We start from the raw sequence: 13513 nt of genomic DNA, 5'->3' as shown, positions 1-13513 counted from the left end.
GGCCAGTTTTTGCAGGATTTGCAGCCCCATAGCGGGGCTATGGGGCAAAAAGCCGGTGAACACGAAGTGAGGCAAAGCCAAAAGTGGACCGCTGCGGTCGCTTCGCAGCCGACGATTCTTCTGCCGCGCAGACTCCTAGTCGGCTTTGGATTGCGGCTGCAGCAGCGCGACCAGCGCCGGCCACCATTCTTCGTCACGCGCTGGCTTGAGCACAAAGGCCTGGCCTGCCCAGTCCTGGGCCTTGGGCGGCAAGGCGCAGCAAAGCAGCAGTTGCAACTGGGCCTGGCTGGCCCGCAGACTCGGCCAGGCTGGGGCGAGCGGGCCGTCGGGCAGCAGGGTCTCGCTGACCAGCAGGTCCAGCGTCTGGCCGCGTAGCAAATCGAGGGCCTGGGCCAGGCTATGGGCCCGCCAGACCTCAAAGCCGGCTTCCAGCAGGCGTTCGGCATGGCGGTCCTGCATGGCCAGGCAGGGCTCCAACACCAGGGCACTGCGCCCTTGCCCTAGCTCCAGGCAATGCCTGGGCAATGACTGGCCCAGAGGCATCAGCACGTCTTGCTCTTGCCCGACTTGCAGCGCCAGCGCAAAGCTGAAGCAGCTGCCCTGAGCCAAGGTGCTGCTGACCTGGATCTCGCCACCCAAGGCCCGGGCGGCCTGGGCGGCAATGCTCAGGCCCAGGCCCATGCCGGGCAGGTGGCTGGTGCCAGGGGCGCGCTCAAAAGGCTTGAACAGCAGGCCCATGTCCTGCTCGGCGATGCCAGGTCCGTTGTCGCTGATGTCGAAGTGCAGGCGCCCGGCTTGCACGCTGGCGCTGAACCTCACCTCGCCGTTCTCGGTGAATTTGGCCGCATTGGACAGCAGGTTCAGCAATACCTGGCGCAGCAGTTTGGCGTCTAGCACGACGACCGCCGGCAGGTCCTCGGCGAGCAGCAGGCTGAAATGATTGCCGCCGACCCGCGCCAGCAACTCGCCCTGCGCCGCCAGATCCTGCAGCAGACCGTGCAAATAGCAGGCGCCTTGCAGGGGTTCGGGGCTGGGCTTGTCGCTCGCTTTGGCGGCGATGCCGCTGGGCGTTTGTTCCTGGCCGGGGGCGTTGCGGGCAAAGGCCTGCAACTCGTCGATCATGTCCAGCAGCATCAGGCAGCTGCGCTCCAGGCCTTGGCGCACGCGCTCCACCTGGGCCCGCGACTCGCTGCTCAGGCTGCGGGTCAGATGCAGCACCGAGGCCAGGGGGGCGCGCAGATCATGGCCGATATAGGCCAGCAGCCGGCTCTTGGCGGCATTGCTGGCCTGGGCATTGGCACTGGCCAGGGCCAGCTCGGCGGTGCGATGGGCCACGGCGGCTTCGAGGCGCTCTTGTTGGGCATGGCGCTCGGCCAGCAAATGCTCTTGCGCGCTGCGTTTGTCGCGCTCGATCTGCAGCAACTGGGCGATGGTTACGCACAGGATGAGCAAGCAGGACAGCAGGCCCAGCAGGGGCAGGCCGTACTCGCTCCAGGCACTGTCCGGGCTCAGCCCCAGGCGGGCCGATTGCCGCGCCGACCAGCCCAGGCCTTGCAAGACGATGGAGGCGAGCAGGGGCCAGGCCAGGCGGGGGCTGTAGCGTGTGGCGCGGGCGGCAATCAAGGCGCTGAGCATGAAGATGCCGAGATTCATCAGCATCAAGAGCAGCGCGCCCTGACGGTACTCGCCCAGGATGGCGTAGCTCAGCAAGGCCAGGTCCAGGCCCACCAGCAGCCAGCCCAGGCGGTAGAGCCTGGGCTGGCGCTGCTGCACGTCCAGCATGCTGCAGTGGCTCAGGCCCAGCAACAAAACCATCAGATTGCCGAACACGCCGATGGCGCGCGGCGCCCAGTCCAGGGCCGTGGGCCACAACAGCATGAAGGCATAGCCCTTGACGCTGGCTTCATAGAACAAATAGCTCAGCAAGAAGGCGCTGATCAGCAGATAGGTGGGTCGGCGCAGCGAGATGAACAGAAGCAGGGCGATCAAGGCCATCAAGCCGTGGGTGCCTGCCAGCGCGCCCGCCAGGCCGTCGTGCTGGCGATCAAAGCGAGTCAACTCACCGGCACGCCATAACTTCATGCCCAGGCTGATTGAGGGTCTGCCCGCGACGCGGACCAGCAGCAAGGCCTCGCCATGTGGCGGCAGTTCCAGTTCCAGAGCGCTGAGCCGGTGTGGCAGCTCGCGCCGCTCAAACACCTGATCCATGCCCGCCGTGCTGTGCCGCCATTGCTGACCTTGGCGCAGATGAAAGCTGACGGTTTCCGCGCGGGCCGAGTCCACCGTCAGGACGCGGTAGGCCGGCTCTGCGCCCGAGTTGCGCAGGCGCAGGCAGAGCCAGAAGGCGGAGGCGCTATAGCCGGGCTGCAGCAGGGCCTGGTTGCCGGCCATGGGCGTGAACAAGGCTTCGCCGCCTACCAAGATCTGTTCGTGGCTGAGGCTGGCGCTGCTGTCCTCGCGCACGCTCATATAGCTCTGCAAGGTCAGGCGAGGTGGGCTGTTGGCCATGTCCAGCACTGGCGTGGCCGCGCTCGCGCCGCCGGGCCAGGCGATCAAGACCAGGGCCAGCAAAAAGGCGCCTAGCGCCCATAGCAGAATTGACAGCGGCGAGGGCAGGGGTGAGGAGGCAGGCCCGGGGCCTGGCAGCAGCACTTGCGTCGCCCCCTGCTTCATCAAAGATTGGGTGTTGCGGCGTCGCGGGCGGTCTGGCGATAGGCCAGAGGCGTCACGCCAAAGCGTTCCCGGAAGGCGGTGGCGAAATTGCCGGCGTTTTGAAAGCCCACCGTGCTGGCGATGTCGTGGATGGACATGGCCGTGTCGCCCAGCAAGCGCTGGCCGGTGCGCACCCGCTCATCGCTGATGAAGCCCGACACGGTCAGGCCCAGATGCTCGCGGAACAGGGCCAGCAAGCGCTTCTCGCTGAGGCCGATCTTGCGCGCCACATCGGCCACCGAAGGCAGGTGGGCGAGGTTGTCGCGGATGTATTGCACGGCGCCCTGCACCAGCAACTCGTCCGGGTTGCGGGCTGGGGTTTCGCTGCTTGTTTGCTGCCCTTGCTCGGCGCGGCTCAGCCGCTGATGCAGGTGCAGGTGCACGCGCACGCGGGCCTGGACCTCGTCGGGCAAAAAGGGCTTGCCGATGTAGTCCACACCGCCGCGGGTCAGGCCCTGAACCCGTCGTTCGGGCGAGTTATCCGCGCTGAGGAAGATCACGGGGATTTGCGCCGTTAGCGGATCGGCCTTGAGCAAGCCGCAGGTAGCCAGGCCGTCCATATCGGGCAGGTTGAGGTCGAGCAGGATCAGGGCGGGTTGCAGGGCTTGCGCTCTTTGCAGGCCGCCGTGGCCGCTGTCGGCACTGGTCAGCCGGTAGTCCAGGCGCAGCAGGTCGGCGAGCTGACGCAATTCCTCTGGCTGATCATCGATCATCAAGATCAGTGGCGCGGTCGGAATCACGGTGTGGCGACTTTGAACATGAGGGGGCAGATTGTTACCCGACGTCCACGACGCCGCGTGCGCACAGAGTACAGTTGAAGCCGTTCATGTCTGCGTCCTGATTCGTGTACCTGCAGGCGCTAGCTTGCCAGAAAATCACCCCGTGTTCTTGTGCGGCCCGCCAAGATCACGACTTATGCGACCAGAGAGGGGAGTTTGTCCATGTCAGTTGATCCACAGCTTCGTACGCTTGAAATTGAAATCCCGACCCAGCCCGAGGTGCTGGTCAAGTTGTCCCTGCTGATGGCGGCCGAAGACATTGATTTGCTGGCCATGTCCGCCCTGGTCGAAACCGATATGGCCCTGGCCGCCGCCGTGCTCAAGGCGGTCAACTCCTCGCTTTACGGCTTGCGCGGCAAGGTGCAGACGGTGCATCAGGCCCTGACCTATCTGGGCATGCGCGAGGTTTCCGGCATCACTTTTGAGATGGGGCTGCGCGCCGCATTTCCGCCCGCCGCCGAGCTGGAACCGGTGTGGAAGCGTGCCTCCGAGCGCGGTGTGATGATGGGCCGCATGGGCCAGATGTTGGGCGTGGACCCCTGGGCTGCGCATTCGGCCGGCCTGTTCGAGGAGTGCGGCAAGGCCGTGCTGTATCGCCATGCACCCCAGCATTACACGGCCATGCTGCGCGCGGCCACGCGTGACGCGGAGTTGGTGGAGCTGGAGCACCGGGCCTTTGGCGTCAGTCACGATGCTCTGGGCGCGGCCCTGTGCGAGAGCTGGGGTTTGGCCCCGGCCTCGGTGGCCAGCGTGCGTCACCATGTGCAGGTGCAGGAGACTTTGATCATGCCCGAAGCCTTGCAGCGCCGTGGGGTCAGCGCGATCTCCACCATGGCCTGGGCCATGCTGCTATGCCCCGAGCGTCTGGAAGAAGTGGCGCATGAAATCTCGCCCCAGGCCTCGCTGGACGAAACCCTGGTGCTGCGCGCCTCGCGCCGGGTCACCGAGCAGCTGCAGGTCGCCCAGGAACACGGGCGCTGAAATCGAGCCCGCCAAGGCTGTGAAGGGCCGGCTCAGCCGCGTGCGCTGGCTGCGCGGCTGAGGCGATCGCGCCCGGCGTGCTTGGCGATGTAAAGCGCCTCATCGGCCGCCTGCATCAGGGCTTGTGAACTCAGATAGGGTTCGGCCGGACTGAAGGCGGCCAAGCCTATGCTCACCGTCAAGACCTTGGCCTCGCCCACCCCACCGGAATGGGGAATTTGTAGGGCGCGCAAGTCTTCGCTGAGTTGCTCCAGCAGGTTCTGGCTGACCTCCAGCTCGAAGCCGGGCAGCAGGGCCACAAACTCTTCCCCACCCAGGCGGGCCACCAGATCGGTGTCGCGCTTGAAGCGTTCGCCGAGCAACTGGGCAAAGCGCTGCAAGGCCTGGTCGCCGGCGGCCTGGCCGTAGCGTTCATTGAAGTTCTTGAATTGGTCCAGGTCCAGCACCGCCAGGGCCAGGCGCCCACGATGACGCTGGGCACGCTTGAACTCGCGCCGCAAGGCTTCATCGAACTCGCGGCGATTGGGCAGGCCGGTGAGGGCGTCGATGCGATTCAGGTGGTCCAGCTCCTGGGTGCGCTGAGCCAGGGCTTGCTCGGCCTGGTGCAGGGCAGCGGCCTGGCGTTCGGCCTCGGCGCGGAAGGCTTCGGCTCGCTGCTGCTCGCGCTGGGCACGCTGAATCCACTGCTGCTGGGCGCGTTGGATGGACTGGCTCAGGCCGGCCAACTCATTGATCTGGGTGCTGGGCGACAAGGTGCTGGGCCCCTCCTCGGCCAGGCTTTCGGTTTCCTTGGCCAGGCCGCGCAGGGGGCGCATCACCAGGCGGTCCAGCAGCCAGATCAGGCTGAAACTCAGCAACATCACCAGCACGATGTCGCGCGCCAACATGGCGGGCAGGTGCTCGCGCCACTGCGCTTGCTCAGTCGATGTGTCGGCCGGGGCGGCGGTTTGTTCGGCAGGGTTGCCGGTGGCCGGCGCTTCGAATGTCAACTCCTGGCCTTTGGTCTGCAGGGGGGCGACGCTGTTGCCGGCACTCTGGCTCAGGCCGGGTGGTCGAGGGTTGCTCTGTCGCAGCTGGTGCTGCACATGCAGCAAATCGGTCAGTCCGACGATCAGGCTGCAGCATAAAAGCACGGCCAGGCCCATGCGCAGGCTGATGGAATGCAGGCGGCTGGGCTTGCTGAGGGCCGAGTTGGCTAGCTCCGCAGCACCGAGCTCGGCATTGACTTGTGGATGAGAGTTGTGGCTCACGGCAGGGCAATGCGATGGGGCGAACACCATAGTTCGCACATCAATTGTGCATCGCAACACCCGTTCTTGGGGCCCGAAAAGCCCAGGGTATGCCCTGGAAAAGCCAGCGGCGCGGGGTGGCCGCGCGCGCTCAGGCGTGCACGAACTGCATCTGAGTGCCTGCCAACTCGATCACATCGCCATTCTTCAAGGCGATGGATTCACCGGTCAGCGCCACACCGTTGACGGTGGGACGGGCCAAGCCTTCGACATGGGCAAACACATAGCCGCTGGGGCGCTTGGTGATGGAGGCCACCTGCACGCCGGGCTTGCCGACGGTGGTGACGACCTTGGTCAGGCTGACCTCGCGGCCGGCGGCGGCGCCGGTCAGCACCTTGATGGTGGCGGGTAGGGCGGAGGCGGCCGTGGGCAGATTGCCGAAGGCCGAGGGCGAGCCAAAGCCGCTGGGCGTGGCACCGTGATTGGCCGCAGCGGACTTGAGAATCATGGTCTTCTCGTAGTCGCCGTTGTCTTCCAGCAGGAATTTGATCTTGTACTTGCCGATTTCGACGATGTCGTTATTGGCCAGCAGCTGCTTTTTGATCGCCTTGCCGTTGATATAAGTGCCGTTGGTGGAGTTCAGGTCTTCGATGAAGACATCGCCGCCCACCATCTGCAGCACGGCGTGCTCGCCGCTGACGGCCAGGTTGTCGATGACGATGTCGTTGTAAGGCCGGCGCCCGAGCGTGGTCTTGTCCTTGGTTATCTGGACATCCTTGATCACCACACCATCGAGCGAAACCACCAGCTTGCCCATCTTTGACCTCAAATCCTGTTGTCTTGTTTGCTTCTCCGCGACCGTGGCTTGTCGCCCGTCCCATGCCGCCGAACTCTGCAGCCAGCTTGTTGCCCGGGCGGCCACAATACCTCGCGAAGCATCGACGACGGAGATGATAGCCGCCGTCGATGGCACTCAGCTTCGGGTTGCCCCTGTTTGGGCCTGTTTGACAATTTCTGACGCGCTGTCGCGACGCCCGCAGGCGCTTTCAGCGTCGACCGAAGGGCCACCAGGAGCGCGGCTCGGCCTTGGGCTTGCCTTCGGCCCGTACCAGCACCAGGGCGATATTGTCGCGGCCGCCCGCTTCATTGGCCGCGTCCACCAGGGCTCGGGCGGCCTCGGGCAGTGCTGGGCGGGCGCACAGGATCTGACGCAAGGCGTCGTCTTCCAGCATGTCGGACAAGCCGTCCGAGCAGAACAGGAATTGGTCGCCGGGCAGCACCTCGTGCAGATGTAGCTCCAGCATCACCGTGTCTTCCACACCCACGGCGCGGGTGACGAGGTTTTTGTTGTTGGAGTAGACGGCCTCTTCCGGCGTCAGCAGGCCGGCATCCAGCTGTTCTTGCAGCAGGGAATGGTCGCGGGTGATCTGGGTCAGTTGGCCAGCACGCAGGCGGTAGCCGCGCGAGTCGCCCACATGGCCCAGCAGCAGGCCTTCTTCGCGGAACACGCCCAGCACCAGGGTGGTGCCCATGCCGGCATAGCGTGGGTTGGTGTTGGCGGCGTTGAAGATGGCGCGGTTGGCGTTGTCCACGCAGATGTCCATGGCCCGGCGCACATCGGCCGGGCTGGCGGCCGCGCCCGATTCCTTGAGCCAGCGGCCCAGTTCGGAGCGAATGAAGCTGGTCAGCATCTGGCTGGCGACTTCGCCGGCGTTGTAGCCGCCCATGCCGTCGGCCAGCACGGCCAGGCCGACGTCCTCGTCCAGGGCTACCGAGTCTTCGTTGTTGTCGCGCGCGCGGCCGACGTCTGTGGCACTGAAGAACTCCAAGCTCATGGTTTTTCTGGGTGATGAGATGCAGGAGGATTCTGCCCTGCTTCGGTCAGCTCCAGCCGTACCGTGCGGGCAAAAGGATCGGTCAAATTGTCAGAAAGGTCCGGGTCTTCCTGACTTTTTATCTCAGCGGATTCGGGCCCTGGCTGGGTCTGAGGCAGTGCTTGCAGCACGGCCGCCAGGTCCTGCGCCATCTGCTGGCCGCTGGCATAGCGCAGCTCGGGGCGTTTTTCCAGCGCCAGGGCCAGCACCAGGGCCAGGGCCTCGGGCAGTTCGGGCCGGTAGTGGCGCACATCGGGCGGGGCCTGGTTGGCGATCTGGTACATCAGCTGGGCCATGGAGTCGGCCTGATGCGGCAGGCGGCCGGTCAGCAACTGGTAGAGCATGGCGCCCAGGGAATAGAGGTCGCTGCGCCCGTCCACCTTGAGCCCCGCCAGTTGCTCGGGCGACATGAAGGAGGGCGTGCCCAAGACCAGGCCGGTGCGGGTGCGGCTGCCGTCGGCGATGCGAGCGATGCCAAAGTCCATGATCTTGAGCTCGCCGCTGCTGCGCTCCAGCATCACATTGGCGGGCTTGATATCGCGGTGGATCACGCCTTGGCGGTGGGCGTAGTCCAGGGCCAAGGCCAGGCGCTGGCCGATGTGCAATACCTCGGCCACCGGCAGCAATTGGCCGGCGCGTATGAAGTGGCTGAGGTCCTGGCCCTGCACATACTCCATGGCGATCCAGTTGTCCTCGCCGTCCACACCAGCGTCCAGCACCTGCAGGATGTCGGCGTGCTGCAAATGACCGGCGGCGCGTGCCTCGCGCATAAAGCGCTGGCGCACATCGGCCAGGTCTTCGGCGGCAAACTCGCGTTGCAGGGCCAGGCGCTTGATGGCCACCTGGCGGCCACTGGCCTTTTCGGTGGCCAGGTGGACCACGGCCATGGCGCCGCGGCCCAGCAACTCTTTGAGCTCGTAGGCTTTCAGCCCCTGGCTGCTTTTACCGACACTCTTGTGATCGATGCCGACCGAACCCGCAGCCTTGGCCTGCGAGTCCGCTGATCGCCCCAGAATGCGCTGCCAGAAGCTGCTCATTGACGCCTTTTTAAAGCCCCCAGAGGCTCAGCCTGCTTGGGTGGTGGAGGGATTCTGGCGCGCGGCAAACCATTTGCCCAGTGCCAAGACCAGCAAGGCGCCGGCAATGCCACAGCCGTAGTGCAAGGCAGGCGAGACGACGGCGGCGGCGCCAGGCTTGGCGGCTGCGGTGCTGGGCACCCAGGCACTCAATGCGGGGTCGCCCACCATCATGGTGCCGGCAATCCAACCCAGCAGCATGGCCCCCAAGACGATGACCATGGGGAAACGATCCATCAGCTTGATTACCAACTGGCTGCCCCAGACGATGATGGGGATGGAGACCAGCAGGCCGAAGATCACCAGCGGCATCTGGTGCGAGCCGCCTGCGCCCTGAGCGGCACCGGCGATGGCGATGACGTTGTCCAAGCTCATCACGAAGTCGGCCACGATGACGGTCTTGACGGCGGCCCAGAGCTTGTCGCTGGCCTGGATATTGCCATGCTCATCCTCGTTCTCGGGGATCAGCAGCTTGATGCCAATCCACAGCAGCAGAGCGCCGCCAATCAGCTTGAGATAGGGCAGTTGCAAGAGTGTGATGGCGAAGAAGATCAGCACCACGCGCAAGACGATGGCACCGGCCGTGCCCCACAAAATGCCGCGGGTGCGCTGCGCGTCGGGCAGCTTGCGGCAGGCCAGGGCGATGACGACGGCGTTGTCCCCGCCCAGCAGGATGTCGATCATGATGATCTGACCGACGGCCAGCCAGAACTCGGGGCTTAGAAAGTTTTCCATGGACTTGTTTGTTTTTGTTTTGCGTGTTCGCAGTGCCGACCGACTATACCGAGGGTGGGCGAAGGAATGAAAAAAGGGGCCTGAGCCCCTTTTTATTCTTCAGGCGAGGGCTCTTGCGAGCCTCGCTGGGATGCTGTGGATTACAGCAGACCCTTGAGCAGCTTGCCCATTTCGGAAGGATTGCGGGTCACGGTGAAGCCGCACTCTTCCATGATGGCCAGCTTGGCATCGGCCGTGTCAGCGCCGCCCGAGATCAGGGCACCTGCGTGACCCATGCGCTTGCCGGCAGGCGCCGTCACGCCAGCAATGAAGCCGACCACGGGCTTCTTCATGTTCAGCTTGCACCAGCGAGCGGCTTCGGCCTCGTCCGGGCCACCGATCTCACCGATCATGATGACGGCGTCGGTATCCGGATCGTCGTTGAAGGCTTGCATCACGTCGATGTGCTTCAGACCGTTGATCGGGTCGCCACCGATGCCGACGGCCGAGGACTGGCCCAGACCGATTTCGGTCAGCTGTGCCACGGCTTCATACGTCAGGGTGCCCGAGCGCGAGACCACGCCGATACGACCCTTGCGGTGGATGTGCCCGGGCATGATGCCGATCTTGATTTCGTCGGGCGTGATCAGGCCGGGGCAGTTGGGGCCCAGCAGCAGGGTGCGCTTGCCACCGGCGGCTTCCTTGGCCTTCATCTTGTTGCGCACTTCCAGCATGTCGCGGACGGGGATGCCTTCGGTAATGCAGATGGCCAGGTCCAGATCGGCTTCAACGGCTTCCCAGATGGCGGCAGCAGCGCCTGCGGGCGGCACGTAGATCACCGACACGGTGGCGCCGGTCTGGTGAGCGGCTTCCTTGACGGTGGCGTAGATTGGGATGTCCGAGAACTTCTCGCCCGCCTTCTTGGGGTTCACACCGGCGACGAAGGCGTTCTTGCCGTTCGCGTAGGCTTGGCAGCCCAGGGTGTGGAATTGACCGGTCTTACCCGTGATGCCCTGGGTGATGACCTTGGTGTCTTTATTGATGTAGATGCTCATAGCGAATTCTTTCTAATCAGTCTGGGGCAGCAACTCAGGCGACGGCAGCGACGATCTTGGTCGCGGCTTCGGCCATGGAATCGGCAGCGATGATGGGCAGGCCGGATTCGGCCAGCATCTTCTTGCCCAGTTCTTCGTTGGTGCCCTTCATGCGCACGACCAGCGGCACGGACAGATTCACGGCCTTGCAAGCGGTGATCACGCCTTCGGCGATGGTGTCGCACTTCATGATGCCGCCGAAGATGTTGACCAAGATGCCCTTGACTTCAGGGTTCTTCAACATGATCTTGAAGGCTTCGGTGACCTTCTCGGCCGTGGCGCCACCGCCCACGTCCAGGAAGTTGGCCGGCTCGCCGCCGAACAGCTTGATGGTGTCCATGGTGGCCATGGCCAGACCAGCGCCGTTCACCAGGCAGCCGATATTGCCGTCCAGCGAGATGTAGGCCAGGTCGAACTTGGAGGCTTCGACTTCGGCCGGATCTTCTTCGTCCAGATCGCGGTAGGCGACGATCTCGGGGTGACGGAACAGCGCGTTGGCGTCGAAGTTGAACTTGGCGTCCAGAGCGATCAGATTGCCCTTGGAATCGCAGTTCAGCGGGTTGATTTCAACCAGCGAAGCGTCGGTGTCCATATAGCACTTGTAGAGCTTGGCGAACAGGTCGACGGCTTGATCCACCGAAGCGCCGGTCAGGCCGATGGCCGCAGCGATCTTCTTCGACTGCTCGGCGGTCAGGCCGGTCAGCGGGTCGATCATCTCGGTGATGATTTTCTCGGGGGTGGAGTGAGCCACTTCCTCGATGTCCATGCCGCCTTCGCTCGAAGCGATGAAGGCCACCTTCTGCGTGCCACGGTCGGTCACCAAGGAAACATAGAGTTCCTTGTTGATGTCGGCGCCGTCTTCGATGTAGAGGCGACGCACCTTCTGGCCTTCGGGGCCGGTTTGGTGCGTGATCAGCTGCATGCCCAGAATTTCTTCGGACAGCTTCTTCACGTCTTCCAGCGAACGGCCCAGCTTGACGCCGCCGCCCTTGCCACGGCCACCGGCGTGGATCTGTGCCTTCACGACCCAGACCGGGCCGCCCAGCTTTTGTGCGGCTTCAACCGCTTCTTGCACCGTGAAAGCCGCATGGCCACGCGGCACCGGCACTCCGAATTGGCGCAGGATTTCCTTGGCCTGGTACTCGTGAATCTTCATAGGGTTCTCGCTTTTTTGGGGAAGTCAGGAAGAGGAAGCAGGCACCGCTTGGGGCTGTTCGGCATTCGCCGCCTCAGCCATGCTGCGATACCAGCGAGGGTAGTGAGTCCGCACAACTTCGCCGTCACGCCGCAGGGCGTGGCAACGGTCGATCTGGAACGGCGGCTGACCGTCGGCGGAGCCTTCACGGGTGTCGATGACGACGCCTGCAAAGGCTTGAATCACGCCGGTCGGCAGTACTTGACACAACTCGGTCAGATGGGTGCAGCCCTTGGCACCGCTGAGGCGGTCTTTGACGCCAAGGCGGAAGCCCTTCATCAGATTGAGGCCGACCAGACGCTGATAAGCCTCGCCATGCTGATCGCAGGCGCCGGGGTAGGGCATCCAATGGGTGGCCGAGTTGGCTTCGAGAATATTCATCTGCGTATCGATCAGCAGATGCAACTTCATCTCGTGAATCGGTTCGCCCGCATGGCGAATCTCACCCGCCAGGGGGATGTCCTGGGTCTTGGTGTCCGACAGACCGGCTTCGACTTCATACAAATGGTCGTCGCGTGCAAAGACTTGCACATCGATGGCGCGACGATGTATCAAGCGGCGCGGAGATGAGGGAATGGGTGAGGACATGGGCGAATACGGCTTCGCTGAGGAACGGCTGCTGAGGGTCGAACAGGGGTCGAGCAGCAGCAGGCCGCCGGTTAGCGCAGACGGCAATGTAGCATGTTGCGCTGCGGCAAGCCTTTCACAGAACTGTCAGCGCCCGCAAACTTCGACCGCTTTTGCACCAGATTTGGGCTTTTTTGATCGGCCGGCACTCATTCCTGAGCCGCATCCTTCCTCTCCGCCTGCTCCTCTTCCAAGCTGCGCAGCAGCTTGCGAATCAAGTCCGGTGCAAAGCCTCGTTGCACCAAAAAACGTGTTTGCTTGGCGCGCGTGGCAGCCAGCGCCGCATGGCTCTGGTCCAGGCTTTTGCCAGCAGATGGCGGGTCAATATCGCCAAATCTGGCGCCAAATTTGCGCTCCCAGACGCCACGGGCCCGTTCCAGCTCGCTGACTTTCAGGCGCTCCAGATGCTCGGCATCCAGGCTCAGGCCATGCTGGGCCAACTCCTGTTTGATGCGGCTGGCACCGAAACGAGATGCACGGGCATGCAGGCGCGACTCGACGAAACGCGCTTCGCTCAAATAAGAGTGAGCCTGCAGCCAGACCAGCAGGGTCTCCACCGCCTCGGCGATTTGGGTCGGGGCGTCGTGCCCATCTTGCTCCCCCTCGTCCGACATTGGCGCGGTGCCGAATTCGCCAGCGGCTGCTTGTTCCTTGCGCAGCCTGTCTCGCTCCATGCGCAGCAGCTTGCGTCGCAATTCGCTGACGCTGTGCTCGCGCTGAGCCAGCAGGGCGATGGCGCGCGCCTTCAGCGACAGGGGTTTGGATGACTTCATGCGAGGAACTGAAATGCCTGAGGCCGGCGGCAAGCCGGCACGCCGTTAAAAGCGCTCGATGCAGTCGCAGGCGCGGGGCGGCGGTGCGTAGGGCGCCGGCCAGTGGTCGACGATGCGGCAGATGCGAGCGGTCGCGTCGAACTCAAAAAAGGAAATACCGGTTTCCGTCCTCACGCCATGGGCGTCGCGGACATGAAAGGCGATCTCGGAAACCGCCTGGCCGCCCTGGCTCTTTCCTTCGCCCACGACCCGTAGCAACTCGGCTTCCCAGTTGCCGGGCCAGGTCTGGTTGAAGACCAGATAGGCGGCACGGCCGCGCACCCGCTCTCGGGTTTGCGGCACTTCGTAAACAATGTCCTCGGCCAGCAGCTCGGCAAATGCCGCCCAGTCGCGGGCGTTGGCGGCCTGCCAGTAGCGTCTCACCAGGTCCTGGCTTGTGTGCTGCATGGCAGGCGGCTG

The 13513-nt window shown here is 64.1% G+C and carries 13 protein-coding genes; 1 reads left to right on the top strand and 12 read right to left on the bottom strand.

Going from position 1 to position 13513, the window contains the following annotated elements; all coding sequences use genetic code 11:
- Nucleotides 1–135: 135 nt before the first annotated feature.
- A complete protein-coding gene (locus DBR47_RS09200; RefSeq protein ID WP_197046958.1) occupies nucleotides 136–2652 on the bottom strand; it encodes a sensor histidine kinase in 2517 nt (838 codons plus the stop codon).
- Between the two features lie 20 nt (nucleotides 2653–2672).
- Nucleotides 2673–3452, bottom strand: coding sequence for a DNA-binding response regulator (locus DBR47_RS09195; RefSeq protein ID WP_197046957.1), 780 nt, complete (start codon nucleotides 3450–3452; stop codon nucleotides 2673–2675).
- Nucleotides 3453–3653: 201 nt separating this feature from the next.
- Here DBR47_RS09195 and DBR47_RS09190 point away from each other — a divergent pair, with 201 nt between their 5' ends.
- Entirely contained in the window at nucleotides 3654–4472 is an 819-nt protein-coding gene (locus tag DBR47_RS09190; RefSeq protein WP_124449199.1) for an HDOD domain-containing protein, read from the top strand.
- 32 nt (nucleotides 4473–4504) lie between these two features.
- On the opposite strand, the gene DBR47_RS09185 is transcribed toward DBR47_RS09190, so the two are convergent.
- The 10 genes from DBR47_RS09185 to DBR47_RS09140 form a co-directional block, all read right to left on the bottom strand.
- Nucleotides 4505–5722: a GGDEF domain-containing protein gene (locus DBR47_RS09185; protein WP_197046956.1), complete on the bottom strand. Its 1218-nt coding sequence runs from the start codon at nucleotides 5720–5722 to the stop codon at nucleotides 4505–4507.
- A gap of 130 nt (nucleotides 5723–5852) precedes the next feature.
- Nucleotides 5853–6518, bottom strand: coding sequence for an FHA domain-containing protein (locus DBR47_RS09180; protein ID WP_124449195.1), 666 nt, complete (start codon nucleotides 6516–6518; stop codon nucleotides 5853–5855).
- A gap of 229 nt (nucleotides 6519–6747) precedes the next feature.
- The gene (locus DBR47_RS09175) at nucleotides 6748–7536 is read right to left on the bottom strand and encodes a Stp1/IreP family PP2C-type Ser/Thr phosphatase (protein WP_124449193.1); all 789 of its coding nucleotides are present in this window, start codon (nucleotides 7534–7536) and stop codon (nucleotides 6748–6750) included.
- Entirely contained in the window at nucleotides 7533–8612 is a 1080-nt protein-coding gene (locus DBR47_RS09170) for a serine/threonine-protein kinase (protein ID WP_124449191.1), read from the bottom strand. The genes DBR47_RS09175 and DBR47_RS09170 overlap by 4 nt, the downstream gene beginning before the upstream one ends.
- A gap of 27 nt (nucleotides 8613–8639) precedes the next feature.
- Nucleotides 8640–9386 (bottom strand): TerC family protein, encoded by a 747-nt coding sequence (locus tag DBR47_RS09165; protein ID WP_124449189.1) that lies wholly within the window; start codon nucleotides 9384–9386, stop codon nucleotides 8640–8642.
- A 140-nt stretch (nucleotides 9387–9526) separates the two neighbouring features.
- Nucleotides 9527–10420 carry a succinate--CoA ligase subunit alpha gene (gene sucD / locus DBR47_RS09160; protein WP_124449187.1) on the bottom strand — a complete coding sequence of 298 codons (894 nt, stop codon included), beginning with the start codon at nucleotides 10418–10420 and terminating at the stop codon, nucleotides 9527–9529.
- Nucleotides 10421–10454: 34 nt separating this feature from the next.
- Complete coding sequence (gene sucC, locus DBR47_RS09155) at nucleotides 10455–11615, bottom strand: ADP-forming succinate--CoA ligase subunit beta (RefSeq protein WP_124449185.1); 1161 nt, start codon at nucleotides 11613–11615, stop codon at nucleotides 10455–10457.
- A 24-nt stretch (nucleotides 11616–11639) separates the two neighbouring features.
- Nucleotides 11640–12242: a DUF2889 domain-containing protein gene (locus DBR47_RS09150; RefSeq protein ID WP_124449183.1), complete on the bottom strand. Its 603-nt coding sequence runs from the start codon at nucleotides 12240–12242 to the stop codon at nucleotides 11640–11642.
- A 188-nt stretch (nucleotides 12243–12430) separates the two neighbouring features.
- Nucleotides 12431–13054, bottom strand: coding sequence for a regulatory protein RecX (locus DBR47_RS09145; RefSeq protein ID WP_124449181.1), 624 nt, complete (start codon nucleotides 13052–13054; stop codon nucleotides 12431–12433).
- A gap of 45 nt (nucleotides 13055–13099) precedes the next feature.
- Complete coding sequence (locus DBR47_RS09140) at nucleotides 13100–13501, bottom strand: nuclear transport factor 2 family protein (protein ID WP_124449179.1); 402 nt, start codon at nucleotides 13499–13501, stop codon at nucleotides 13100–13102.
- Nucleotides 13502–13513 lie beyond the last annotated feature (12 nt).

The organism is Paucibacter sp. KBW04 (assembly GCF_003852425.1).
GTDB lineage: Bacteria > Pseudomonadota > Gammaproteobacteria > Burkholderiales > Burkholderiaceae_C > Paucibacter_A.
This window is presented reverse-complemented; position numbering and strand designations above follow the sequence as displayed.